Raw genomic sequence first — 25,132 nt, forward strand, 5'->3', positions numbered from 1 at the left:
TTCGAGCCAGGCAACAACACCATTCGAGCCATACAACAACTTAAATAATCTCTATTATTAGTTTGGTTTTTTATATTTATCTGCTGGGAAACGATATAAATAATCACCGGTTAAAAGATTCTGGAAATATTCTTTGTTAAGCCGTTCAAAATTTTCTATATTTCTTTGTGCTGCAGGTTTTGTTATTTGAGTACTGGTAGAAGAGTCATTAACAGAGGTACAACTACTTAAAATCACCAACGGCAACAAAAGTATAAAGTGCATAATATTAAACATTAGAGTTCTTTTTCTTTAAATTTGTAATAAGTCTGATTTTTTATACCTTTACAAATTAAAATTCCTTGTTCTATTCCAAAAGATAAATCTCTACTAGCTGTTGCAGTAGACATGTCTTTATGTATAAGAATATAATCTTTTCTAGAAAACCATTTATTTGATAAATTAATTTTAGCAATCTCAATTCGTGATGAAGCGGTATTAGCGTTAGGTGTGGCATCATTAGTATATAGCTTTAATGCTTCTAATATTTGAGTCATCATAAATTCAATAAATAATGTAGGTTCCCCAAGCTTATCACATTTATTTAGAGTATTATAATATTCGCTTTGGTTATTTCTTACTAAGCTCTCAACAGAAATATATTCAAAGATGGCATTAGTTTTAATTAACAATAATTGCTGCCATAATCTTCCCATTCTACCGTTACCGTCTGAAAAAGGATGAATGAATTCTAATTCATAATGAAATACACAGGCTTTAATTACTTCAGGAATATCGCTATTGTGGTTTATGAAATAGAATAAATCCTTCATTAATAAAGCAGCACGTTTTGCAGGAGGAGCAAGATGAGCTATTTCCTTACCTTTAAATATAGCTGCACCGCTGTTTCGCCAACGCCCATTATCAGTTATTAAACCTTGCATCAGTAATTTATGAGCTTCTAACAATGATTCTATTGATAATGGATTTAATATATTTAAATTATTATATAATTTGATAGCATTATTAACTTCAATAATATCTTTTTCAGGAGCTAACACTCTCTTGCCGTTTATCAAATCGGTTATTTGTTTTATGCTTAAGGTATTCCCTTCAATTGCAAGAGAAGAGTGTATAGTTTTAATACGATTATTTTTTCTAAGCTTTACAGGAGGGCAGTAAAGCTTAGCACCTAATAAAACACCTAATTCGTGAGAAATATTTTGTAATAATTCTAGGATATTATTAGTTATTTGAAAAGGAGGTTTATTATTCATAATAAAATGATAGTATCATATGATACTATCACTGTCTAGAAAAAATTACTTAAAGTTTAATTTTTGCATCAGGGGGGCGAATATAAAGAGGTTCTATTGAATCATTTATATCTTGCCCTGCATTGAGCTTGGCAGCTACATATTTACAAATAATAGATGCCTTAACTCTAGCAAAGCGTGGTAGTATTATTAAATTCGGTAAATGCTTGATTTGTGGATAAATAAACTCTACGCCGCTACCGGTGCAGACTATATTACCTTTTTCTTGGGCTAACAGATTAATAGCAAAATCATAATCTATTAGCATAGGCTTACTTGCCTCGCCCATTTTGTTAAAAATTTGGCTATATAATTGCCCCCTATAAGCATTTAAAAATATATATATCTTATCATAGTCTTTAACCTGCTCTATTGCTCTAAAATAGGCAAATTCAAAATTACTTACCGCTAACCCTTTGATTTTTGTAGCAAATAAAATAGCTTTAGCAACAGCTAAGCCTATTCTGATACCGGTAAAACTCCCTGGTCCGTTAGTTACGGCTAAATAATCAATATCCTCATATTTGCATTTTTCGATTTCAAGCACCTTCTCTATCATCGGTAATATAGCTTCTGCTTGCTTAGAAGGCGAAAGCTCTTCTTGATAGGCTAAAATATTTTCATTTTCCGAAAGTGCCACAGATGCACTATTATTGGCTGTATCAAATGCTAAGATTTTCATATAGAGCCTAGTACATAATCAATAAAAGCCTGCCTTGCGTAAGGTTGCTGATTATTATAAAAAAAATATCTATTAAAAAAATAAGTAGTTAAAGTTAAAGCTTGTTTTTTTTCCGTTAAAGTAATTTCTTTAGTAATATTCCTTGCGTCTAAAGTTAAAAATTCCGGTAAAATCAATAGCTTATCCTTATAAGGTGAGCCTATTTCTTCAGATAACGCTCGCCCTGATTTGGGAGAAACATAACTTAAATTGCTTGTTACCTTGGTAACTGCACACTTATCAAGCACTAGCTCATAACCCGCTTCGGCTAGCATTGCAAGCTCAAAGTTAATATAATTCCGGAAACAAAAATTTTCTGTTAATTCTCCCAAATACTTTACCAGAAAAGTAAAAAAATTAGGATGACTTTCTCGTTCCTGAAAAGCAAGCTTAATTAACGAGATAATGGAATTGAACGCATAAAGCTTAGCTTTATTACTTAATAATAAACCGCTATAAGCTTTAATAAGCTCGCCCCTTGCTAGCCCTATATGCTCATGTAACCTTGCCTGCCAAAAAAAATCTATAATATTTCCTTCTTGATATATCGCTTTAGTTTTTTTGGTCGATTCCTTAGTGAATCCTGAATATAACCCATGATTTTCAGTAAAAACCGTAAGAATAAAAGAATTTTCTTTCAAAGGTTTTTTAGCAATTATTATTCCTATGTCTTTGAAATTCATATATTTTTATTGCTTCAGCTGAATTACCGGTATATGTTATATCTTTATAGTTAAGCTTAATTGCCGTAAATAATGCCGGATGGTTATCTTCTACATTTACAATGATTTTTATAATTTTCTCCGGAAATTCTTTAGTTAATTGCTTAAACATATAATCAATAACTAACATCCCGTAATATTGCGTACTGCCCGGCTTATTTGTTAATATAACCGGAGCATTACAAGACAATAAAAAATTTCTAGCATCCTCTAGATTTTCTATTTCATAAACTACCGGCTGTGGTGTATTCATAATAACCTCTACGTCACATTCTCGTACAGCGTTGTTGCATGAGTAGTATTTTTGCAAAGCGTACGGTGTCATGCCGTGGCTTGACCACGGCATCTAGCCTTTTTATTAAGGTTTTTCTGGATACCGTGGGAGGGGCCACGGTATGACACCATACTTTATTCCTTAATTATCTCTTTTAACTCTCTTAAATGAGTAACGGAAGAAATAAAATCATATTGCAAATTTTCTAGCTTGGAGCAAATAATTCTATTAAATCCTAATTTGACGGCTTCTTTTATTCTAGCATTGGCTTGCGATGTTTTTCTTATTTCTCCGGACAAACCTATTTCCCCAAAAAATACGCTCTGCTCAGGTACGGCTATATTTGTTGCGGCTGAAATTAATGCGGCTGCTACTGCTAAATCCGAAGCCGGTTCGGTAATTTTAAGACCTCCCGCCACACTTAAATACACTTCATGAGCGGACAAATTAAGCCCTATCCTGCTACTAAGCACGGCGAGTATCATCGATAACCGATTTAAATCCCACCCGACCGCAGAGCGTCTAGGGGTAACCATATTTGACGGCACAATTAACGCTTGAACTTCCATAAGTAGCGGTCTTGCCCCTTCAAGACCCGCAAAAATTGCGATGCCGGTTACGTTTTTATCACGCTTCATTAAAAATAATTCCGACGGGTTAGATACTTCTATCAAACCCGTACTACTCATCTCAAAAACACCAATCTCCCCTACTCCGCCAAAACGATTTTTATAGGAGCGTAAAATACGAAAATGGTTATTATGATCTCCTTCAAAATATAATACCGTATCTACTAAATGCTCTAATATTTTAGGTCCTGCTAGCTGCCCGTCTTTTGTTACGTGACAACTAAGCAAAAGGATAATATTATTTTGCTTAGCATAATTCACCAGCTCATAAGCACAAGCACGAATCTGGGAAACAGTACCCGGCGGGGAGGATAATTCTTTTGTCGCTATGGTTTGGATTGAGTCGATAACTACTAAATCAATATTTTCTTTATTTGACTCAATGGTGGAAATAATATCTTCTAAATTAGTAGCGGCTAAAATATTTGTGTCTTTATTTTCAAGTTCTAACCTTAAAGCTCGGAGTTTTATTTGATCAAGCGATTCCTCACCTGTTATATATAAGCAGTTGATATTTATAGGAAATGAGCTGGCAACTAACTGAAGTAATAAGGTGGATTTACCAATTCCCGGATCACCGCCGAGTAAAACAGCCGAACCAAGAACTAGCCCGCCGCCGAGAACTCTGTTTAGTTCTTGGATAGGTGTCGGGATACGTAATTGCTCGGTTGCAGCATTTGAAAGTTTTTCTATATTTTGTTTATTGCCTGTTTTAATAGGGATTTTATTGATATTTATTATTTCTTCAATAATTGTTCCCCACACTCCGCAGTCAAAACACTGCCCTGACCATTTAAGGCTAATATTACCGCAATTTGAGCAGGTATAGTGTTTTTTTTCTTTACTCATTGTATACTCGATGAACTTCAAAAATTGGCTACGTCGTCTTACAAAAGCTCCGGTTCTCACGTATTAAGTATACGCTCCGATCCTCGCTTTGTAGACTCCTTGCTCTTTTTGAAGTTGATCTTCGTCTACCCATTCTTCATTTCACAGGAGTATTTTAAAGCAAGCAGTCTACTCTTACCATATACCTTATCTTTAAGTATTTCTACATCTTTATCTAATATGTAATTATCGGTTTTAGACATTTCAATAACAATGATAGAGCCATTTTTTAACCAGTTATTTTTTATGAGTTCCTTCATTACTTTAGGAACTATATTATTGTAATATGGGGGGTCAATAAAAACAAGGTCAAACACTTTATTAGCTTTGGGTAGAATTAAAGCGTTTATATTAACAAAATAAGCTTTATCAACCTCTCCTAACGTTTTAGCAAATTCTTTCGCCACTCTCAAACATTCAAGATTTGCATCAATCAAGGTAATAGTGCCGACGCCTCTTGATAAAGCTTCAAAAGCGAGGCTACCGCTACCGGAAAATAAATCTAAAACATTGATGTTATTTGCAAATAATTTATAGTCAATAAATTCCCCTGAGCTTAAAATACTAAATAATGCTTCACGAAATTTGCCGGTAGAAGGTCTGTATTTCGCTTTTTCTAACGTAGGTATTAACCGATTTTTATACTTACCAGCTATAATTTTTAACACTTATTTTGCCTTGACTTCTGTATATTCTCCGGCTTTCAAGTCACCTAACACATATTCACCGTAGCCAGTCCGGATTAAACGATTAACTTTTAAACTGAAATATTCAAATATTTTTCTGATTTCACGATTTTTTCCTTCAGTTAAAACTACCTCAAACCATGAATTAGTTGTGCCTTCCTGAATTAGCTTTATTGATTCCGGGTTATAATATATGCCGTTAATTTTTATATTGCGGTAATTACTATTTAATAAAGATTTAGGGTTTCCGTAAGCTCTTACCTTATATACACGCTTTATTTTATTCGTAGGTAATTCAAATTGCCTTGCTAAATCACCGTTATTAGTGAGCAATAACAATCCTTCACTATTTAAATCTAATCTACCTACTGAAATTACACGAGGCAAATTAACTAATTCTTCAAATACTGTTTTTCGAGCAAATGGGTCTTTATGAGTGGTAATTAAACCTACCGGTTTGTAATAAATCCATAACCGCGTTGGTTGCTGCCGGTTTATTAACTTCCCTGACACCTCAATTTGATTATCGTCGTTAACATTTATTGCAGGAGATAGGGCTACAGAACCGTCAACTTTTACCTTACCCGCAATGATTAATCCTTCTGCATCACGCCTAGAACATATTCCGGCATTACTAATTGCTTTAGCTAGTCTTTGCATATGATTTAGAGATTCATTTGAAAGGTTATTGTGTCATTCTAGTTCAAACAAGGTATTGTTGGCCTGGCTCGATTTTATCTCGTCATTGTGAGGAGGCATTGTTGCATGGATACCCCATACGTCACTTTTTTAGAACCATGCAACAACGCCTACGCAGGAATGACATAGAACACGCTTAACCTATCCACGCAACAATAATAACCTACAAACCTACCCTATCCCTCTATCAGTTTTATTTTGAAATTTTAAAGCTTCACCTTTATTTTTATCAAGAAATAATTCAAAATCTTTATTAGTAAATTTAAATTTAGCGATATTTTCATTATAGGATTTATTTTTATCAAACCTAGCGTCTTTATTTTTATCGACAGCAAGTAATTTAATAAAATCTTCTTTTATTTTATTTGAAGTAGTAGGGTCATTTAGCCCGTGAATCAAAGCTTTCAAAGAATTTGTATCGGCTTTTAATTCTCTGCCGCGTGCTTGTGCCGCAACTATTACATATCCCTTAAGCTTTGTTTGTAAGTCTTGTTCCGGTAATGCCGAAGGCTTACAAAAAGATAACAGTATTTTTGCTTTATCTTCTTGATTTTCAATAATACCGTCTTGCCATTTCGAAGGTTTTTGTTCATTTGAGGGAATTATCATCTCTAATAATTTTGTGCCGAAAGTTTTATTTAAATTTTTATTATTATAAATTTCATAGACATTTAATAAAAATTTTTGATGCTCAAATGTTTTATCGGCTTCCTTGCCTAATTGATGATTATCTAAATACTCTCTAGTTTGACAATATCCTTTGATATGTAAATAATCGGCATATTTTTGTGCATCGTTAAAGTCAAGAGTACTTACTCCTTGAGTATTTAATACAACGGTATTTAAAGCATTTTCACGTAACTCTTCGCTAGTTGCTATTTCTGTTTCAGTATATTTAAATTTTCCGCCGACCCTTGCTATAGTTTTAAACAATATATCTACTAAAAACTTTACTATTTCTCCGGGACTATTAAATTTTTTAGTGCTATATATAGCAATATTTGCACTAGCATCCATATCGCTACCGAAAGCCATAGCAAGCGTTCTTCCTTGTTTTTTTGCTAAGGTAATTTCCTCCATATCATCGCTTACGTCTTTTACATCAAATTCCGGCTCATTTCCGGAGAAATATTTTGTCGGGATATTATCCCTATAACCGCCGTCAACATATAACTTACCGTCAATTTCTACCGGTTCAAAAACTAATGGAATCGAGGCAGAAGCACGGCACGCTAAAGCAATTTCAACATTCGGAGTATCAAAACTATTAAAAATAGTTAACTCGCCGGTATCTTTTTGCACTGCGGTAACGACTAAATCTTTATATTGCACAGGGTCATATTGTCGCAATAATGCTATATCCTTAAAATATATTTTTCCTTGATTTTGGTATCTTTCTCGTAGCTCATCAAGTGCTTTATCATCTGCTACATTGACGATATCCGATCTTTGCAAAAAATTTCCTATATTTTCTTTAATAGTACTCTCTAACAAATCATATAAAGGTTTACCGTCTTTATTTAATTGCACTATGCCGGCAGAAAGTCCTTTTTTCCCAAGTAATGATTGTAAATTGGTATTTTTAGAAATTTCCTCAAATTTTTTAGGAGAAGTACCTAATGCTGCAAGTGCTGCCGTTATAGCACCGGCAGAAGAACCGGCAACGGCTTTCACCCCGTCAAATATTCCTGATTCTTTTGCAGCTGCATAAGCACCTGAATATATTGTACCTTTAGCTCCGCCGCCGCTAAAAGCCATATATTCAATAGGAATTTCTTGAGCTTCTTGTATTTCTTTAATTTTAGACATGACTTATTTACTATTTTATTAAATTACTTTCAGCAAACTCCCAATTAATCATATGTTTAATAAAAATATCAACATAATCAGGACGTTTATTTCTATAGTCAATATAATAAGCATGTTCCCAAACATCACAAGCAATTATTGGTTTTATGCCGTTAACTATAGGAGTTTCGGCATTAGCGGTTTTTATAATTTGTAATTTGTTATCATGCTGCACAAGCCACGCCCAGCCGCTACCGAACTGCCCTATCGCTGCCGCTTTAAATTGCTCACAAAAATTTTCAAAACTACCGAAATCTTTATTGATTAATTCTAATATTTTGCCGGTAGGATTACCGCCGCCTTTCGGTTTGATTGAGTGCCAAAAAAAACTATGATTCCATATTTGTGCTGCATTATTAAAAATTGCATAATTTGAATTACTAGAAGAATGAGCTATTAACTCTTCTAAATCCATTTTTTGTAATTCTGTATTGTCTTTTAATAAGTTATTTAAATTGGTAACATAGGTTTGATGATGCTTACCGTGATGATAGTCAAAAGTCTCGGCCGTAAAATGCGGTTTAAAGCTATCTTTATCATAAGGTAAATCAGGTAAAACGAAAGGATAAGAAGTTTGATTAGATTTAGTACAGTAAACCATATATTTTTCTCCTATTTAGTTAATTATGTCATCCTCGCAAAAGCAGGGCTTAGTTACATGATTCGGTAAAAGCAGCAGTATGTCATTCCCGTGAAAACGGGAATCCAGGCTTTTTTTTGTCATGCTGAACAAGTTTGCCGCATCTTTTGTAGTAGATCCTGAAATAAATTCAGGATGACTATAATTTTTCTGGATTCCCGCCTGCGCGGGAATGACATACAACATGCTTTAATCTATCCACTCAACAATCCTTACTTAATTCAAACGGTTTTCGGTCTTGCAAATATTCTTCTCTTACAAAACTATCAGTACATTCTCTGTAGTATAATTTACCTATATCTCTATATTTCTATATTTCTTCCATTCTTCCCAATCGAAAGGTTGTAAATTAATCTCTTTAGCCAGTTTTCTAAGCCTTATGGCAGCTAGCTTTGCAACCTCAATATCGTGTGTAGCATTAACCGGTACAATCTTTGCAGCAGCAACGCCTCTTCTTGTAATTAAGATTTCTTCACCTTTACTAGCTCGATCAAGTATCTTAGAAAAATGAGTTTTAGCATCAAAGGCAGTGATTGAATTTTGCATGTAAGTAAACTAGTTTATTGTCTAGTATTATTATATTCTGTATTTTAAGAAAATGCTACGTAAAATTAAATCAACTTAAAAAAGTCCGCAGCTAAGAAAAGTGAGCCGGTTATTATAATATTTGCTTTGTTATTAGTGTTTAATTCACTTATTTCTTTAATTGCTTCCTCAATTGAGTCGGCTGCGGCGAAATCAATACCGCTCTTCTTTCCTCTTTGGCTAATTATTTCTGCACTAGAGCTTAAGGGTTCAGATAACATTTTAACACCGTACCCCTTAATTGTCAAACCCCTAAAATACGAACAAAATTCTTCAATATTCCTATTTTTCGTAATTCCGAGTATTAGGTATATCGGAGGTTCAAGGTTATCATACGCCCAAGCAGCTAGCACTTGTGCACCGCTATTATTATGTGCCCCATCCACCCAGACCTGCACATTATTTTTAGCTAGCTTAGAATATTTTTGTGGGTCGATTTTTTGAATTCTTGCAGGCCAAATAGTATTTTTGAGTCCTTTTTCTATAGCTTTATTATTAATATTAAATTGTTTGTTAATTAAGCTTATTACGGCAATAACCGCAGCGGCATTTATTAATTGATGATCACCTAGAAGAGACGGAGCCGGAAATTCATAAGTAAAATTTTTAGATAGGTAAGTAAAACCTTCAGTTGTTTTTTTCATCCCAAAATCATATTCATAACAAAAAGCCGGCGAGTTTAGTTCTGCAGCCTTGGTAAGTAGTACTTCATAAACCTCTTCCACTTGGCTACTAATAACGCAAGGTACAAATGGTTTAATAATACCGGCTTTCTCGTTAGCAATTAAAGGTAATGTTTCACCTAGTCGATCCATATGATCGTATGAAATCGGCGTAATTAACGTAATTAAAGGATTTGGCACTATATTAGTGGAATCTAGGCGACCGCCAAGCCCCGTCTCTAAAATTAATATGTCGGCTTTATTATTTGCGAATGCTAAAAAAGCCGCTGCCGTAGTACCGTCAAAAAAAGTCGGTTCAACATTTGCTTTTATGCTTGCTATTCTAGTTTGCTCACAAACTTCCCAAAGTTCCGAATCAGAAATTTTCTCACCGGCTATTACTATTCTTTCGTTAAATTCTAATAAATACGGGGATATATAAACATGTACTTTATAGCCGGCGGCGGTAAAAATACTTTTAAGCATAGCTGCACTTGAGCCTTTACCGTTAGTGCCGGCTATATGAATAACAGGCGGGAGCTTTAGATGAGGATCACCTAAAGCTTTCAGCAGAATAGCAATATTTTCAAGGTCGTATTCCTCGTTATTTTTCCAGGTTGGGAGCGGAAAATGCGGCATTCTCATGTGTGTTTACTATGCTTATTTAGTCTAGGGTTCACTAAGTTAATAAGCCCTATTAATTTATTATTTTCTAGATTGCCGTGCTTCTTTCAGTCGCAGCCTTGTTGCATGGATTAAGAAAAGTGCTATATGTCATTCCCGCGAAAGCGGGAATCCAGAAAAAACACTTAAAATAAGCAAAATTATATAAAAATTTACTATATAATTCGCTTAAATATTCTCTGGATTCCCGCTTTCGCGGGAATGACATCAAAAACTCGATCCATGCAACAAACCCTTCAGTCGCTCGCAATGACGTTTGGGGAGCCACGCAACAACGCCGAAGCTTTATGAAATATGCTATACACCGGAGTGCAGCATAAATCAAACTTTTACCGGCATAACGACAAAAATATCTTGTGGGTTTTCAGGGAATTTAATAAGTACCGGCGAAGAAACATCAATAAAATATAACTCCACTATATCGGCTTTCGCTTTTAATACATCTTCTAAATATTGTGGGTTAAACCCTATTGTTAAAGACTCTGTGCCGTCATATTCATAAAAAGCCTCCGTTTCTTTAGAAGACTCAATAATCTCTTTTGCGTCTCCTCTTGCTTCACCGGTAGCACTAATTTCAAGACTTTCAGCAGATAAAGTTAATTTCACCGCCTTAAATTTATCAACCGTTATTGTAGCAATCCTATCTATAGAATCAGCAAATATTTTGCGGTTAATCACTAGTTTAGTGTTGCTACTCGCCGGAATAAAAGCCCCGTAATCAGGAAAAATACCGTCTATTAGCTTGGATAGCATAATAGTGTCTTCATTACATATAAATTTAATTTTGTTCATACTTAAGAAAATCTCGATATCCGACTGAATATTCTTGGCATCTTTTACTATTTTTAAGATTTCTTCGGCACTTTTTTGTGGAATAATAATGCCAAAATCTTCTATTTTTTCTTTTAATGCTACAGATGAAACCGAAAGCCTATGACCATCGGTACTAGCAGCACAAAACTCGCCGTCTTTCACATGCAGATAAATCCCGTTTAAATTATAACGGGTTTCATCGGTAGAAATTGAAAATTTTGTCGATTCAATTATTTTAGCAAAATCTATGCTAGAGATTTTTAAACTTGCTTCCACCTGAATATTATCCATTACCGGAAATGATTCAACCGGTAGAGTGAACAAATTAAAATGACAATTTTTACCTAATATTTGCAATCCCGATTTACCTAAATCGGTTAAAGTAAGCTCAGCATCAGGAAGTTTTTTAACTATATCATTTAAAGTTTTTGTTGCTACCGTTAACTCCCCTTCATTTATTACCTGAACCCCTATTTTTTGGCTCAAATATAAATCCATATTGGTAGAACTAAGTTCTAACATATTATCTTTTGCCGATAATTTAATATTTGCAAGCTCGGATATTACGTTACGTTTTTCGACGACGGAACTGGCAAATGCTAAAGCATGAACTAAGGATTTAGTGTTAATTATTATCTTTAACTTGTTGTTATTCTCGTTTTTACTAATTGTTTCCATTTTATTCCTTTTAATTTGTTCCCTTTATGTTACCTTACAGCGTCATTGCGAGGAAGCATTGTTGCGTGGATCGGTTTTGCACTTTGTGTCATTCCTGCGAGGCATTGTTGCATGGATCGAATTTTTGATGTCATTCCCGCAAAAGCGGGAATCCAGAGAATATTTAAGCGGATTATATAGTAAATTTTTATATAATTTTGCTTATTTTAAGTGTTTTTTCTGGATTCCCGTTTTCACGGGAATGACATAGAACATGCTTTAACCTATCTATACACCAATAACGCTAAAACTTCACTCTCTTAATTTTCCTTGAAATTTTTGTTCAATATTAGCTATCAAGTCTTTACTAAATAAATTTAAATCTTGTTCGGTTAAAGTGCGGTCATCTGCTTGCAGCTCAACTTTAATAGCTACAGATTTTTTATCCACAGGCAGTTTATCCCCTACATAAATATCAAATAACGTGACTGACTTAATAAGTTTTTTATTAAAGCTGTTTATATATGATATTATTTCCCCAACCAGTTGATTTTCGTCCACAACAAAAGCATAATCCCGAAAATTTGCTTGAAAGTCTGATATAATAAATTCATCTCTTTTACCGAATTTTGCTTTAGCAAAAGGGATATTCATAATATTTAATTCAAAAGCAAATATTTCTTCGCAAATATTAAAATGTTTTAATATTTTGGGATGAATTTGTCCGAAATAACCTATTACATTCTTACCTAAACTGATACTTACCGACCTTGTTGGATGAAAATAAGGTAACGTGACTTGATTTAACTTGCATTTATCGATTGCAAGACCGGCATAATCAAATATCATTTCTAAATCGGCTTTAATATCAAAGACATCATAAGCTCGTCCTTCTGAATGAACATTTTTTAAAGCATAAGAGCCGCATTTAACAGCTGATAAAAAAGTTAACTCATCTTCCGGCTTAACTCCCGTAAAAATAGGTCCGATTTCAAATATAGCTATATTTTTTATTGATCTAGTTAGATTTTTTTCCACTATCTTTAGTAAGTTCGGCAATATGCTACTACGCATATAATCGCTGTCCCGGTTAATAGGGTTTAATAAAAATAATTCTTCTTTTGTTTCCGAAAATAAATTAGCTTCTTTACTCCCCATAAACGAGTTTGTTACTACTTCATCGTAACCTTGTACGGCTAATATTCTTTTAAAAGAAGAAATTCTTTTTTGTTCTTTAGATATAACTTTATCCTGCTCCATTTCCGGCAGTTTGATACTTTCTAACTTATCATAACCGTAAATACGGATAATTTCTTCGACGATATCTTCGAAAATATTTATATCATGACGCCAGGACGGAATAGCTATATCAATAACCTCGCCGTTAATGCCGGTATTAAAGCCTAATTTATTCAATATACTACATATCTCGTTGATATTTAACCGAATTCCGGTAATTTTCTCTAAGTAATTAACGGGGAAATTTAAGAAGCGCTGCTTCATTTCGGCTTCACCTGCCGTTACTAATTCTGATACTTCACCACCCGATAATTCATTTTTTTTGCATATTGATAGAATTAAAGCAGCAGCAATATCTAAAGCCTTGTTAGTAAATTCTCTGTCAATATTACGCTCAAAGCGATAACGTGAATCGGTATCAATTTGTAATCGCCGACCGCTAGCCGCAACTAGTTTAGCATCAAAGCAAGCCGCTTCTAATAAAATATTTACGGTATCCTCAGTACAAGCACTAGATTCCCCTCCGATAACGCCGGCAAGCCCTCGTATTTCTTTATCGTCCTTTACTACCAAATCTCCTGTTTGTAATTCATATTCACGTCCGTTTAGAGCTTGGAATTTAAGTACTTCATTTTCGCACTCTCTTATGTCATCCCCGTGCTCCCTTATGTCATTCCCGCGAAAGCGGGAATCCAGACTTTTGATACTTTTTTCTGGATACCCGCCTATGCGGGTATGACACTGAACACGTTCAACACTAATATTACCGGATAATTTACTTAAATCATAAGCATGCATCGGTTGGCCAAAGCTATAGGAAATATAGTTTGTAACGTCGACTATCGCCGAAATAGACTTTACCTTAATATTTTGCAGTAATTTTTTTAACCATTCGGGGCTTTGTTTATTTTTTAAATTTTTTATTTCTCGAAAGGTAAATAAGGGGCATGCAATTTTATCTTTTATTTCTAAACCGGTTGTAGCCGTATATTTACTAGTTAACTGCGGGATATCTAACTCTTTTAACGTTCCGACTCCTTTTGCTGCTAGATCTCTTGCTATTCCATAAACGCCTAAAGCGTCACCACGATTGGGAGTAACGTTAATATCGAAAACCGGATCGTCTAAGCCGTAATATTTAATAAAGTTCTCTCCGACGCTAGCAGAAAACGGCAACTCAATAATGCCTTCCGACTCTGGTGAGAGTAATAGCTCTTCTTCGGAACAGAGCATCCCAAAGCTTTTTTCCCCTCTAATTACCGATTCTTTAATTTTAAATTTTCCATTCGGTATTTCAGTACCGATAGGAGCAAGCACTACTTTAATATCTTCTCTAGCATTACTTGCTCCGCAAACTATTTGCACTAAACCATTTTTAGTTTGTACATTACAAAGCTTTAACTTATCGGCTGACGGGTGGGGTCTAGTAGATATAATATGTGCTACTTCAAAGCTTTTTAATTCCTCACTTCTGTCAATTATTTCTTCAACTTCTAAACCGATATCAGTTAGTGCGTTAGCTATTTCTAGGACAGTATAATCAGTATCTAAAAATTGTTTAAGCCACGATAAAGTAAATTTCATTTCGTTAACCCCGCTGCTAAATTAGGGATATCAAAACTAGAAAAATTATAATGTTTTAGCCAACGCAAATCACCCTCAAAAAATTGCCTTAAATCTTTAATGTTATATTTTAACATGGCAAAACGCTCTACCCCGAGACCAAAAGCAAAACCTCGATAAATATTGCTATCTATACCGACATTTTTTAATACGTTCGGATGAACCATCCCGCAGCCAAGCACCTCAAGCCATTTATCGTTTTTTTGCATGCGAATATCCACCTCGACGGACGGTTCGGTAAAAGGGAAAAAACTCGGTCTAAAACGTAACTCGATATCGGCATTCTCAAAAAAACTTTTTATAAACTCGGTAATAACGTATTTCAAATGCCCCATATGGATATTTTTATCAATGATGAGTCCTTCAATCTGGTGGAACATTGGGGTATGAGTTATATCCGAATCCGATCTATAGGTTCTGCCCGGTGCTATAATCCTAAAAGGCAGTGGTCTTTTTTTCATTGTTCTAATTTCCACTGTTGAGGTGTGAGTACGTAGTAATAAATGCTTTCCATCTTCTTCTTGTCCCTTTAAATAAAAAGTATCGTGCATTTGTCGTGCCGGATGGTCATCTTCAAAATTAAGTGCAGTAAAGTTATAAAAGTCTGTTTCAATTGTCGGACCGTCTTCAATAGAAAAACCGAATTTTGAAAATACTTGCATCAATTCTTCCGTCACTTGCGTGATCGGATGGATTGAGCCTTGTTTATATTTTCTAGCCGGAATGCTTAAGTCAATTTTATCACTCGTAAGTTTTTGATTTAACTCTTCTTCCTCTAAAACATCTTGTTTTGTTTTTATAATATTCTGTATTTCTTCTTTTAAGCTGTTGATTTTTATACCAAAATCTTTCCGTTCGCTCTCATTTAAAGCAGCTAGTTTTTTAAGTTCTGCCGTTACTATACCTTGCTTGCCTAAAAATTCTACTTTAAATTGTTGCAATTCTTGGCTATTTCGCACCAACAAAATTTTTTCTTCAGCCAGTCTTAATATTTGTGCCGTATTATCCATAACTTATATTATATCTTTTGAGGTATGAGTTTAAAGGCAATTATACTCAATCTTTAAAAAAAGTATAATAAAATATGTTAAGAGTAAAAAAAAGAAATTTAAGTATATACAAAAGTAGTATTAATGTATATAATATAAAATCACAAGATGCAAAAAATAAAAAAAGTCAATAAATTAAATATATGATTAACTTCAAAGAAACTTTTTATGCAGGGTCAGAATCCGTTATTGAAATTGAACGAATAACTGATACGAACTATTTTAAACCCTTTAAATTTATACCTATCGAAAATTCAGCTTATTTTCATTTTGGACGTAGAATAACTGAGAATCCATTAATATTACCTAAACTCTACGCAGCATTAACTTATCTTACAGGACCAAGTGATGATGAATATGATCATTATAAAGGTTCATATAGCTTTACGTTTAAGCTCACAGTTCAAAAAAAAGATAAAGTTAGTAAATATTACTACCATATATTTCATTATCGTTCATATATAGAATTTTCTACTTCTCAGCTAGTTTCAGAAGATGATCCACGAGAATCTAGCCCGGATATTGCATGAAGTGAGATTTAAAGTAAGAAATTGAGTAATTTATAATATTAGCAATGATACTTTTGTAAAAATTTTGCCAAAAAGTGCTTTGAAGCCGTTATTTTCAAATTTTAGATGTAATGCCCCTTACCCCATTTTTTCTAAGCACCGGGAACAGTGCTAATCTAGGTTATTCTAATGCTAATTTCTTCATCACATGATTCCATACCTGTCGGTAAGGATATGATGAAGATAACAAAAACTTAATACGCCTAGTATTACGGATAATTACTACCCCAATTTTTAATAATTTTAAACGTATTGTACCTATTTGTGCTTTTGCTAATGCACTACCTTGTAATAAATTACCTCTGATATATTCTACTAAAGTGTATGCAAGACCCGATAAAATCATTCTGAGCTGATTAGCCCACCATCTATGACAAGAAGTACGATCTGCAAATAATTCTAGTTGTTGCTCTTTTATACGGTTTTCCATATCACCACGACCACAGTAAACTTTGTCGTATAAATCTTCAGGTTTATCTGATAAATTAGTTACTATATACCTTGGATTTTCTCCAAGCATTGTCATTTCTGCCTTACCAATTATTCTACGTTCATGACTCCAACTACCAGCCTTATATGGAAACTCACTAAAAAGACGTTGCTTTTCTTGGGTTATAATAAATGCTGCTTTTGACTTCTCCATTGTAGGTTTCAGTAACTCATTTAGTCTGTTATTTTGGGGCATTCCTACAATATATTTTATATTATGAATATCACACCAATCAAACATCTGATGACGACAAAATCCACTATCACCACGAAAAATAATCTTTACCTCTGGCCAAGCTTGGCGAAAACGTTTTACTAACAATGATAATATTGCCCAAGAATGTTTTGCTTGATCCTGCTTTGACGTCCTAAGATAACTAACTAACAGATGCTTTCCACAAAAAACATACAAAGGTAAAAAGCAATTATGACCGTAATAACCATGATAAAACTTACCTTCCTGTTGCCCATGAATTTCATCATCCGTAGCATCAAAATCAAGTATTAGCTGCTTTGGTACTATTTTATGAGACTTAATAAATTTATCAAGCATTAGTTCATGCACTTTAATTGCAAAGTGTCTATCAGCATTGTTTTCTATACGACATAAGGTAGAACTACTTGCCATATTGAGGTGGTACCCTTTGTCTAGACAAATTTTTTAAATTTTAGAGGTGTAATTCTCCTGTATTAATGTATTGGTTTTTCAAAGTAAAGTTTGCATTTTCTATGTCATATAGCCTCTTGATAATTTTCTAGTTTTTCTGCAAAATGTATCATTTCAGGTGTCTTATATTCAAGCGATTGATGAGGTCTTTGCTGATTATAAAATTCTATATAATCTCTGATAGCTATCTTTGCTTCACGTACTGTTTCAAGATCAAAACGATAAATCTTCTCTTGTTTCAAAGATCGCCAAAAACGTTCAATAAATACATTATCTAAGGCTCTGCCTTTGCCGTCCATACTAATAGCTATGCCTTGTTGCTCAAGTATTTGAGTAAAATCTTTTGATGTAAATTGTACTCCTTGATCCGTATTAAAAATGTCAGGCTTGCCATGTATAGATATTGCTTCATTTAGAGCTTCAATACAAAAATCATTTTCTAAACTAATCGACACCCGCCAACTCAAAATATAACGACTATACCAATCCATTATAGCAACCAAATATACAAAACCTTGCTTTAATCTTATGTAAGTAATATCTGCACAGTAAACTTGATTGGAGCAAACCACCTCTATATTATTTAATAGATATGGGTATACTTTATGAGCCTGATTCCTACGGCTTAAATTAATCTTTGGGTATACTGCTTCAATACCAAGTATTTTATAATATTTTCTTATCATCTTACGACTAACATTTAACCCTTCGGATTTTAGGACATGAGACATTCTTCTAGTACCATAATAGGGATGCTCTGTAAAAATCTCATCAATTCTGTTCAGTACTCTATACTCCTTATCATCTAAGGTATTCCTAGCTCGGTAGTAGTAACTTGAGCGGTTTAAATCTAAAAGTTTGCATTGTCTTGCTATGGTTAAATTTGAAGCATAACTTATCATTTTTTTCCTAACCTCTAAATCCAAAGATACTAGATTTTTTTTTAAGCCAGTCTCTTTCAACTGTTAACTGGCCTATTTGCTCAAATAATGATTTAATTAAATCTTCTTGGCCGGTATCTTGTTGTTTAGATTTCGATTTAAATCCAGAAACCATAAAATCTAAAGCTTCTTTCTTCCATTTATAAATCTGATTAGCGTGAACACCATATTTGCTGGTAATTTGAGCTATAGTCATTTCTCCAGATATTGCTTCAATTGCTATTTTTGCTTTTTCTTCTGCACTATATTTTTTAACTTGTTTTTTCATTTTTTGCTCCTTTTCCTAGGAGATATTATACCTACTTTTCTCTATTTTCTTGTCTAGTTTTTGGGTACCATTATACTTTTTTCGAGCCATGCAATAAGACCTGTACTCACTCGCAATGGCAAGTTTTTTTCAATGATTTTGCCCTATACAACAATACCGTATCGTAGCAACAACTTACATTTTCAAGTCATCGCAATTGCCATAACATATATTGAACTAGCACCCGCTCGGCGTAAAATTTTAGTGCATTCATTAATAGTAGTACCGGTAGTTATTACATCATCGACTAATAAAATTTTTTGTTTAGTAATTTTGTATTTTTTATTAAATTTAATACTCTTTTTGATGTTATTCATCCTTTGTTTTTTTGACAAAAATGTTTGTGATTTCGTCCATTTTGCTTTGATTAATATATCTGCTTTTATATTCTTATCGGTTATTTTGGCAATTTCCTGTGCTAAAATATGAGCGGGGTTATACATTCGTAGTAACCTCTTAAACCTATTCATCGGCACGGGAACGATTAAATCGATATCCTCAATTTCTTTGCCGTACCTATTATATAACAGCTTGGCAAAAGTCTTAGCAAATACGGTTTTATCTTGATATTTAAATTGATGGATTATTTTTTTACTATATTCATTAAATTTAAGTAGGCTACGAGCTGAATCATAATTCGGTTTGCTGTTATAACAACGAGTACAGCAAAAATTATCTAAAATCGCTATTGCAAGTTTGCGACCGCATAACTGGCAATAAGGTTTAGCAATAAAATCAAGCTTACCCCAGCAGTTAGCACAAAATTCCCCTTTACTATTTAGTATTTCCGAGCATGACAAACATCGTGGCGGTAAAATATAATTTATTATGTAATTATAAAACTTGCTAACCGGTTTAAGTATTGTCAATTAATTCCTCGTGCAGATTTATGTTGTTCTTTATTACGTGGACTATTTGAGGGACCTGGGTTGCCCTTATTAGATATTCCACTTTTAGAAAATTCTTCTTGCATATTATGTGCATATTCTGCAGCTTTGCTTTTTGTTTGCTCTCTAGAAAGTGTCGGTGATTTAGAATTTGCTACTTCTGGTTTTGGGGTTTGTTGAGGTGGATTTTCACCTTTTTCTTTATCTTTACCGTATAACTCTTTTAAATCACCGAATTGTGATTCAACAAAATAACCCGCTCCGGCTTTTACTGCCGATTTAACTTTTTCAAAGTTAGTTCGCTCCGCCGGAGGTGCAAATTCCGGTCTTGCTTCTACTTCTTTTTGTTTTGTTGCAAATGCCGCTTCAAGCTGAATTTTATTCAATTTATCAATACCCGGAGTTTTTTCTAAAAATTCTTCTAGTGTTTTGGTATTTATTTTTTCTTGACGCTCTTGTTCTCGAAGCTCTTTGGTATTTGTATAATTTTCGGCTGATAATTTTAAATTATTTATCTTATTTATCGTATCGTGTTTTCGCACCATATGTACTAAATTTGCTTCTGCTTCTCCGGTAGTATTGACAAATGTTGCAGCGGCTGCCATTATTCCTCCGACTAAACCCCCTCTAGCTATACCTTCAAGTAACAACGATCCCCCTCCTAGAGTACTATCTCGAACGGCTTTGAATATCTCTTTTGCTTTACTACCTTTAAAATTTGTTTCAGCCGGTGGGTTTACGTAAATTTGCGGTAATTTAAAATCTAAAAAATTTTGAAGCTCAGGACTATCTTTTCCTATATCTTTTCTAGCATTAATTGCTAATTTAATCTGTTCTTGTTTATTATGTTTAATAGCTTCTAATGACTTTTTTTCATTATCTAAATGTTTATCTTCCCTAACCTCCAGAGTTTCCTTGACAACACCATACGCAACGGAAGTCAAAGAAAGTGCTGCAATACCAAGGCCTATAGGTGTTGGATTAACTGCTAACGAAACTACGGCACCGGTAATTTTTGCCCCTCGCTTTACTGCCTTACTACTCAAAGTGTTATATGTTTTATCTATTGCATTTGCAACCGGCACACCCCCAGGAAGAGTTTTAACTTTATTGAGTACTTTATCATATATACCGGGACTTTCAGGACCTTTTTCTTTAATCTTGCCTTTTTGTAGAAGTTTATCAACAGGATCAACTGCTTTTGCAAGGTCGGAAGCTAAAGTAATGCCTGCCTCTACAGCATCTTGGGTACCTGTAATAATATCACCACTTACAATTTTCCCTGCTGCTTTTGCACCTTGTCCTAACGCTTTTACACCTGCTGCCCCAACTATAACAGCAGCAGCACCGACTCTTGCCGCTCTAGCTGCATAGAGACTTTTAGTATCTTCAAGTGTTCTCCTAGTTTTGCTTTGCTTAGGAATTTCAGGCTCTTTTACTTCTTGAGGATTTTCTAAAGGTTTGATAGGAGTACCAATTGACGATTGTAGCAGCTTTGCATTGTTTTCTCGTGCTGCTTCAACGCCTTCAGCCGGTGGCTTAATTGACGATTCATATGGAGTATTGTTTTGATTTTCCTTACTCATAAATACACTCTTAAAATTATGTCAGTACTACTCTTGAGGTATTATTCCTACAGCCCTTTATGTCATTCCCACAAAGGGGCGTTGTTGCATGGCTCGAATTTTTGCAAAGCGTTCGGGTGTCATGCCGTGGCTTGACCACGGCATCCAGTCTTTTATTAAGGTTTTTTCTGGATACCGTGGAAGAGGCCTCGGTATGACAGTGCCTTACCTCTCACCCATCGCATATTGCGTTATCAAATTTTTAATCGGTTTTAAGTTATCGATAGCCTTGAAACCTAAACGCCGTAAATACCATAAATTTTTTGAATAATTTGAAAAAATATTATTTAACTCATCAGTAATTTTATACATAATAAAATTATCTTCTTGCCTTAATTTTTGATATTGTTGTAAGGTTTCCTCTTTTATGCCCATAACATCTATTAGTTTTGTTAAGGCTTCTATATCTTTTATACCTTGGTTAAGACCTTGACCGGCAAGCGGGTGAATAATATGTGCACTATCGGCAATCAGCACTATGCGATTATAAAAATACCTCTTAGCTAAACGTGCTTTTAACGGAAAAGCAGAAATCTTGCTATCAATAGTAATTTTCCCTAAAGACTTACCGCAATTTCTTTGTACTAAATATTCAAATTCTTCGGCAGGTAAATTTTGTAGCAACGACGCCTGTTTAGCACTAGTAGACCATATTACCGAAGAGCTATTTTGATCTTTTAACGGCAGAAGAGCAAAAGGACCTAAGGGCAGAAAATGCTCCATAGCACAATTATCATGATTTATTTCATGCTTAATATTAAAGGTAAGTGCCGTTTGATAAGATTCTTCTATTTCATCACTAAAATAATATGATCGAACTTTTGAGTGATATCCGTCACACACTATTAGTAAATTACAAGTAATTTGCTTATTATTATCTAAAGTTATAACAGAGTGATCAGCTTTACTATCCACTTTTTTATATTCGCATTCATCGATTAGATTAATTAAAGAATTCTCTTTTATTTTTGTTACGAGGAGTTTTTTAAACTCACTATTTTTTACTACATATCCAAGAGGAGCTGCTAGCTCGTTGATGTCGTTCCCGCCTTCGCGGGAATGACATCGTAGCTTATTTCTCAAATGCAATATTTCCGGTGCTTTATTATCCACTACGTAAACGTCCTGCATTTCAGCCGCTAAATTTTCCAGCTCTGACCATATTTCAAGGCTATTTAAAAAATTTTGAGAATATGGAGTTATTGCGGTAGTCCTTATATCGCTATAGAAATTATTTGCCGTAATAGACTTACTCTCGACAATAGTAGTTTTAATACCGACTTTTGCCATCGATAGTGCTGTAAGCATACCGCTTAAGCCACTTCCCAATATTACAACGTGTGCTATATCTATAACCATGTTTAAGTTTGATTAGATTGATGTAAAAAATATTTTAAATAAGCGTTACTTGCTATAAAACTTAAGAAAAAATAAATAAGTGCGATATCTAAATAAGAGCTATTTCTTAAATATGATCCACAAACACAAATTAATAATGTCGTAATGCCGGTAAAGCTATTTAATACTAACAGCTGAGTAAACACATCTATCGCCTTAATGAAAAGATAAGTCATTAAGCCAATAAATAGGAAAAGGATAATTAAACAAATATTAAGCATAGCAACCCTTATGTATTTTATAGCGTTGTTGCATGGCTCGATAAAAGTAGCAGTATGTCATTCCTGCGAAAGCAGGAATCCAGAAAAAACACTTAAAATAAGCAAAATTATATAAAAATTTACTATATAATTCGCTTAAATATTCTCTGGATTCCCGCCTATGCGGGAATGACATCAAAAATTCGACAACGCCGTCGTAGCCACAGTATGACACCTTATACATTAACATAATCGGTTATAATATTGCAAACTTCAATATAATTTATAACTAAAGCTTAGTTATTTTTTTAAGAAGGTTGATTATTTGTTAATTCTACAATAAAATCCCAACAGACTAACAAATTCTATTTATAAATTATCATGCACAATACAGATGTTATAATAATCGGTGCAGGACCGGTTGGGCTATTTACTATTTTTCAAGCCGGCATGCTCGGTATGAAATGCCACGTTATCGACTCGCAAGAAATAATAGGGGGGCAATGTATTACCCTTTATCCCGAAAAACCTATATATGATATACCTGCTCACCCTAAAATTATGGGGGAGGAGCTAATAAAACAATTAGAGTTACAAGCTGCACCTTTTAATCCGATATATCACCTTAACCAGCAAGCTATAGAGTTAAAAGAGCAAGACGGAATTTTTGAGGTTAAAACTTCAAAAAATATCACTATCAAAGGTAAGGTTATTATTATTGCCGCCGGTGCCGGTTCCTTCGGAGCGAATAAACCGCCTTTAGCGGATATTGAAAAATTTGAGGATAAATCGGTGTTTTATTTTGTAAATAACCGCAATAGCTTTAAGGATAAAGAAATAGTAATAGCCGGTGGTGGTGATTCAGCCGTTGACTGGGCTATTTCGCTTTCCGAGATCGCTAAAAAAATATATCTAGTGCATAGGCGTGATAAATTTAGAGCAGCAAATGAAAGTTTAAGACAATTAAAAAATCTAGCAGATAGCGGTAAAATTGAGCTAGTTATCGGCTATCAACTTCATTCTCTTCAGGGAAAGGACGGAATACTTGAAAAGGTCGGCGTAAAAGATTTGCATAGTAATACTCGTTTATTAACCGCTAATATTTTATTGCCGTTTTTTGGACTTAAACAGGAACTCGGACCGATAAGTAATTGGGGTTTAAATATTAATTTGCATCATATTGAAGTAGAACCGCCATATTTCCAAACTAATATTCCAAATATTTACGCAATCGGCGATATTGCTCATTATACCGGTAAGCTTAAATTAATCCTTACCGGTTTTGCTGAAGCGGCAAGCAGCCTTCATCATGCTTATAGCCGTGTATTTGACGGAAAAGCTTTGCATTTTGAGTATTCTACTACTAAATTCTCCACCAAGGAGTAAAAAAACAGTGAATAATATAATTGACGGAAAGCTTTTAGCTAATAAAATATTAGCCGAATTAAAATTAGAAATTGAGGCAATTAAAAACAATATAGGTATTTCCCCAAAGCTCGCTATTATAATGGTAGGTGATAACGCCGCAAGTAATATATATGTACAAAATAAAGTAAAAAGTGCAACTAAAATAGGGGGGGATACTCTACAGTTAAAATTGCCGGAAACAATAACAACAAGTGAGCTAATAAAACAAATTAATCAATTAAACGATGACCCTAAAATTTCGGGGATTATCGTGCAATTACCGCTGCCGACTAATATAGACAAAGAAAGTATTTTATCGGCGGTTGCACCGAGCAAAGACGTTGACGGATTCCATCCTTTAAATGTCGGTTATTTACATAGCGGATTAAATAAGGGATTCATACCTTGCACCGCTCTTGGTTGCCTTGAGGTAATAAAACACTATGAAAAAAATTTAACCGGCAAAAATGCGGTGATTATAGGACGCTCAAATATTGTCGGTAAGCCACTCGCTGCTTTATTGTTAAAAGAAAATTGTACAGTTACTATTTGCCACTCTAAAACGCAAAATCTAAGTTCTATAACTTCTAAAGCCGACATAATAATATCTGCTATAGGCTCACCTTTGCAACTAACGGCGGAATATTTTAATTCAAGCACCTTAGTAATTGATGTAGGGATTACTAGGTTACCTAATAATAAAATTGTCGGCGATGTTGATTTTGAACACGTCGTAAATAAAGTAAAATATATCACTCCCGTTCCGGGTGGAATCGGTCCTATGACTATTGCCTTTTTATTAAAGAATACCGTAAAAGCAATGAAGCAGCAGCTTAATTTAAATGAAAATACGTTTGTACAAGGGGTTTTGTAATAAAATTTCTCTATACCTTATTGAACAAATAATTTATAATAACGGGTAATTTTA

25 protein-coding genes are annotated in these 25,132 nt (G+C 34.1%); 3 read left to right on the top strand and 22 right to left on the bottom strand.

Annotated elements, in window-relative coordinates:
* Positions 1–57: 57 nt before the first annotated feature.
* The 15 genes from AAGD48_RS05460 to pheS form a co-directional block, all read right to left on the bottom strand.
* Positions 58–264: a hypothetical protein gene (locus tag AAGD48_RS05460; RefSeq protein ID WP_341789311.1), complete on the bottom strand. Its 207-nt coding sequence runs from the start codon at positions 262–264 to the stop codon at positions 58–60.
* An 11-nt stretch (positions 265–275) separates the two neighbouring features.
* Positions 276–1,256 carry a Fic family protein gene (locus tag AAGD48_RS05465; RefSeq protein ID WP_341789312.1) on the bottom strand — a complete coding sequence of 327 codons (981 nt, stop codon included), beginning with the start codon at positions 1,254–1,256 and terminating at the stop codon, positions 276–278.
* A gap of 49 nt (positions 1,257–1,305) precedes the next feature.
* Positions 1,306–1,977 (bottom strand): tRNA (adenosine(37)-N6)-threonylcarbamoyltransferase complex dimerization subunit type 1 TsaB, encoded by a 672-nt coding sequence (gene tsaB / locus AAGD48_RS05470; RefSeq protein ID WP_341789313.1) that lies wholly within the window; start codon positions 1,975–1,977, stop codon positions 1,306–1,308.
* A complete protein-coding gene (recO, locus tag AAGD48_RS05475) occupies positions 1,974–2,699 on the bottom strand; it encodes a DNA repair protein RecO (RefSeq protein ID WP_341789314.1) in 726 nt (241 codons plus the stop codon). The genes tsaB and recO overlap by 4 nt, the downstream gene beginning before the upstream one ends.
* Positions 2,665–2,991: a hypothetical protein gene (locus AAGD48_RS05480; protein ID WP_341790748.1), complete on the bottom strand. Its 327-nt coding sequence runs from the start codon at positions 2,989–2,991 to the stop codon at positions 2,665–2,667. Before AAGD48_RS05480 ends, recO begins: the two co-directional genes overlap by 35 nt.
* Positions 2,992–3,146: 155 nt before the next feature.
* Positions 3,147–4,490, bottom strand: coding sequence for a DNA repair protein RadA (gene radA / locus AAGD48_RS05485; RefSeq protein ID WP_341789315.1), 1,344 nt, complete (start codon positions 4,488–4,490; stop codon positions 3,147–3,149).
* 125 nt (positions 4,491–4,615) lie between these two features.
* A complete protein-coding gene (gene rsmD / locus AAGD48_RS05490) occupies positions 4,616–5,197 on the bottom strand; it encodes a 16S rRNA (guanine(966)-N(2))-methyltransferase RsmD (protein ID WP_341789316.1) in 582 nt (193 codons plus the stop codon).
* Positions 5,198–5,875, bottom strand: coding sequence for a pseudouridine synthase (locus AAGD48_RS05495; RefSeq protein WP_341789317.1), 678 nt, complete (start codon positions 5,873–5,875; stop codon positions 5,198–5,200). It lies immediately after the preceding gene.
* 210 nt (positions 5,876–6,085) lie between these two features.
* On the bottom strand, positions 6,086–7,723 hold the full coding sequence (locus AAGD48_RS05500) for a patatin-like phospholipase family protein (RefSeq protein ID WP_341789318.1): 1,638 nt from the start codon (positions 7,721–7,723) through the stop codon (positions 6,086–6,088).
* Between the two features lie 10 nt (positions 7,724–7,733).
* Complete coding sequence (locus AAGD48_RS05505) at positions 7,734–8,363, bottom strand: superoxide dismutase (protein WP_341789319.1); 630 nt, start codon at positions 8,361–8,363, stop codon at positions 7,734–7,736.
* A gap of 333 nt (positions 8,364–8,696) precedes the next feature.
* Positions 8,697–8,948, bottom strand: a complete 252-nt coding sequence (locus tag AAGD48_RS05510; RefSeq protein WP_341789320.1) for a type II toxin-antitoxin system Phd/YefM family antitoxin — start codon at positions 8,946–8,948, stop codon at positions 8,697–8,699.
* Between the two features lie 65 nt (positions 8,949–9,013).
* Positions 9,014–10,294: a folylpolyglutamate synthase/dihydrofolate synthase family protein gene (locus AAGD48_RS05515; protein WP_341789321.1), complete on the bottom strand. Its 1,281-nt coding sequence runs from the start codon at positions 10,292–10,294 to the stop codon at positions 9,014–9,016.
* 360 nt (positions 10,295–10,654) lie between these two features.
* Entirely contained in the window at positions 10,655–11,824 is a 1,170-nt protein-coding gene (gene dnaN, locus AAGD48_RS05520; RefSeq protein WP_341789322.1) for a DNA polymerase III subunit beta, read from the bottom strand.
* A gap of 291 nt (positions 11,825–12,115) precedes the next feature.
* The gene (gene pheT / locus AAGD48_RS05525; RefSeq protein ID WP_341789323.1) at positions 12,116–14,626 is read right to left on the bottom strand and encodes a phenylalanine--tRNA ligase subunit beta; all 2,511 of its coding nucleotides are present in this window, start codon (positions 14,624–14,626) and stop codon (positions 12,116–12,118) included.
* A complete protein-coding gene (gene pheS, locus AAGD48_RS05530) occupies positions 14,623–15,675 on the bottom strand; it encodes a phenylalanine--tRNA ligase subunit alpha (protein ID WP_341789324.1) in 1,053 nt (350 codons plus the stop codon). Before pheS ends, pheT begins: the two co-directional genes overlap by 4 nt.
* Positions 15,676–15,857: 182 nt before the next feature.
* Between pheS and AAGD48_RS05535 the strand changes: the two genes are divergently transcribed.
* The gene (locus tag AAGD48_RS05535) at positions 15,858–16,244 is read left to right on the top strand and encodes a hypothetical protein (protein ID WP_341789325.1); all 387 of its coding nucleotides are present in this window, start codon (positions 15,858–15,860) and stop codon (positions 16,242–16,244) included.
* A 160-nt stretch (positions 16,245–16,404) separates the two neighbouring features.
* Here the strand turns inward: AAGD48_RS05535 and AAGD48_RS05540 are convergent, their stop codons facing one another.
* The 7 genes from AAGD48_RS05540 to AAGD48_RS05570 all read right to left on the bottom strand — a co-directional run bounded on the left by AAGD48_RS05540 (position 16,405) and on the right by AAGD48_RS05570 (position 22,818).
* Entirely contained in the window at positions 16,405–17,400 is a 996-nt protein-coding gene (locus tag AAGD48_RS05540; RefSeq protein WP_341789326.1) for an IS1380 family transposase, read from the bottom strand.
* Between the two features lie 104 nt (positions 17,401–17,504).
* A complete protein-coding gene (locus AAGD48_RS05545; protein ID WP_341789327.1) occupies positions 17,505–18,341 on the bottom strand; it encodes an IS3 family transposase in 837 nt (278 codons plus the stop codon).
* A gap of 7 nt (positions 18,342–18,348) precedes the next feature.
* A complete protein-coding gene (locus tag AAGD48_RS05550; RefSeq protein ID WP_045812944.1) occupies positions 18,349–18,648 on the bottom strand; it encodes a transposase in 300 nt (99 codons plus the stop codon).
* A 182-nt stretch (positions 18,649–18,830) separates the two neighbouring features.
* Positions 18,831–19,556: a ComF family protein gene (locus AAGD48_RS05555; protein WP_341789328.1), complete on the bottom strand. Its 726-nt coding sequence runs from the start codon at positions 19,554–19,556 to the stop codon at positions 18,831–18,833.
* Positions 19,553–21,160 carry a hypothetical protein gene (locus AAGD48_RS05560; protein ID WP_341789329.1) on the bottom strand — a complete coding sequence of 536 codons (1,608 nt, stop codon included), beginning with the start codon at positions 21,158–21,160 and terminating at the stop codon, positions 19,553–19,555. The genes AAGD48_RS05555 and AAGD48_RS05560 overlap by 4 nt, the downstream gene beginning before the upstream one ends.
* 204 nt (positions 21,161–21,364) lie before the next feature.
* Positions 21,365–22,558, bottom strand: a complete 1,194-nt coding sequence (locus AAGD48_RS05565) for an FAD-dependent monooxygenase (protein ID WP_341789330.1) — start codon at positions 22,556–22,558, stop codon at positions 21,365–21,367.
* A 2-nt stretch (positions 22,559–22,560) separates the two neighbouring features.
* Positions 22,561–22,818 carry a monovalent cation/H+ antiporter complex subunit F gene (locus tag AAGD48_RS05570; protein WP_341789331.1) on the bottom strand — a complete coding sequence of 86 codons (258 nt, stop codon included), beginning with the start codon at positions 22,816–22,818 and terminating at the stop codon, positions 22,561–22,563.
* 360 nt (positions 22,819–23,178) lie between these two features.
* Here AAGD48_RS05570 and AAGD48_RS05575 point away from each other — a divergent pair, with 360 nt between their 5' ends.
* Positions 23,179–24,183: an NAD(P)/FAD-dependent oxidoreductase gene (locus AAGD48_RS05575; protein ID WP_341789332.1), complete on the top strand. Its 1,005-nt coding sequence runs from the start codon at positions 23,179–23,181 to the stop codon at positions 24,181–24,183.
* Positions 24,184–24,190: 7 nt separating this feature from the next.
* The gene (locus AAGD48_RS05580) at positions 24,191–25,078 is read left to right on the top strand and encodes a tetrahydrofolate dehydrogenase/cyclohydrolase catalytic domain-containing protein (protein WP_341789333.1); all 888 of its coding nucleotides are present in this window, start codon (positions 24,191–24,193) and stop codon (positions 25,076–25,078) included.
* The last annotated feature ends 54 nt before the right edge of the window (positions 25,079–25,132 follow it).

The organism is Rickettsia endosymbiont of Polydrusus tereticollis (assembly GCF_964026385.1).
Taxonomy (GTDB): Bacteria; Pseudomonadota; Alphaproteobacteria; order Rickettsiales; family Rickettsiaceae; genus Rickettsia.

Excerpts from the sequence above, each read along its gene's own strand:
- AAGD48_RS05460 (WP_341789311.1), bottom strand. The coding sequence starts at position 264 with ATGCACTTTATACTTTTGTTGCCGTTGGTGATTTTAAGTAGTTGTACC.
- AAGD48_RS05465 (WP_341789312.1), bottom strand. The coding sequence starts at position 1,256 with ATGAATAATAAACCTCCTTTTCAAATAACTAATAATATCCTAGAATTA.
- tsaB (WP_341789313.1), bottom strand. The coding sequence starts at position 1,977 with ATGAAAATCTTAGCATTTGATACAGCCAATAATAGTGCATCTGTGGCA.
- recO (WP_341789314.1), bottom strand. The coding sequence starts at position 2,699 with ATGAATTTCAAAGACATAGGAATAATAATTGCTAAAAAACCTTTGAAA.
- AAGD48_RS05480 (WP_341790748.1), bottom strand. The coding sequence starts at position 2,991 with ATGAATACACCACAGCCGGTAGTTTATGAAATAGAAAATCTAGAGGAT.
- radA (WP_341789315.1), bottom strand. The coding sequence starts at position 4,490 with ATGAGTAAAGAAAAAAAACACTATACCTGCTCAAATTGCGGTAATATT.
- AAGD48_RS05495 (WP_341789317.1), bottom strand. The coding sequence starts at position 5,875 with ATGCAAAGACTAGCTAAAGCAATTAGTAATGCCGGAATATGTTCTAGG.
- AAGD48_RS05500 (WP_341789318.1), bottom strand. The coding sequence starts at position 7,723 with ATGTCTAAAATTAAAGAAATACAAGAAGCTCAAGAAATTCCTATTGAA.
- AAGD48_RS05505 (WP_341789319.1), bottom strand. The coding sequence starts at position 8,363 with ATGGTTTACTGTACTAAATCTAATCAAACTTCTTATCCTTTCGTTTTA.
- AAGD48_RS05510 (WP_341789320.1), bottom strand. The coding sequence starts at position 8,948 with ATGCAAAATTCAATCACTGCCTTTGATGCTAAAACTCATTTTTCTAAG.
- AAGD48_RS05515 (WP_341789321.1), bottom strand. The coding sequence starts at position 10,294 with ATGAGAATGCCGCATTTTCCGCTCCCAACCTGGAAAAATAACGAGGAA.
- dnaN (WP_341789322.1), bottom strand. The coding sequence starts at position 11,824 with ATGGAAACAATTAGTAAAAACGAGAATAACAACAAGTTAAAGATAATA.
- pheT (WP_341789323.1), bottom strand. The coding sequence starts at position 14,626 with ATGAAATTTACTTTATCGTGGCTTAAACAATTTTTAGATACTGATTAT.
- pheS (WP_341789324.1), bottom strand. The coding sequence starts at position 15,675 with ATGGATAATACGGCACAAATATTAAGACTGGCTGAAGAAAAAATTTTG.
- AAGD48_RS05535 (WP_341789325.1), top strand. The coding sequence starts at position 15,858 with ATGATTAACTTCAAAGAAACTTTTTATGCAGGGTCAGAATCCGTTATT.
- AAGD48_RS05540 (WP_341789326.1), bottom strand. The coding sequence starts at position 17,400 with ATGGCAAGTAGTTCTACCTTATGTCGTATAGAAAACAATGCTGATAGA.
- AAGD48_RS05545 (WP_341789327.1), bottom strand. The coding sequence starts at position 18,341 with ATGATAAGTTATGCTTCAAATTTAACCATAGCAAGACAATGCAAACTT.
- AAGD48_RS05550 (WP_045812944.1), bottom strand. The coding sequence starts at position 18,648 with ATGAAAAAACAAGTTAAAAAATATAGTGCAGAAGAAAAAGCAAAAATA.
- AAGD48_RS05560 (WP_341789329.1), bottom strand. The coding sequence starts at position 21,160 with ATGAGTAAGGAAAATCAAAACAATACTCCATATGAATCGTCAATTAAG.
- AAGD48_RS05565 (WP_341789330.1), bottom strand. The coding sequence starts at position 22,558 with ATGGTTATAGATATAGCACACGTTGTAATATTGGGAAGTGGCTTAAGC.
- AAGD48_RS05570 (WP_341789331.1), bottom strand. The coding sequence starts at position 22,818 with ATGCTTAATATTTGTTTAATTATCCTTTTCCTATTTATTGGCTTAATG.
- AAGD48_RS05575 (WP_341789332.1), top strand. The coding sequence starts at position 23,179 with ATGCACAATACAGATGTTATAATAATCGGTGCAGGACCGGTTGGGCTA.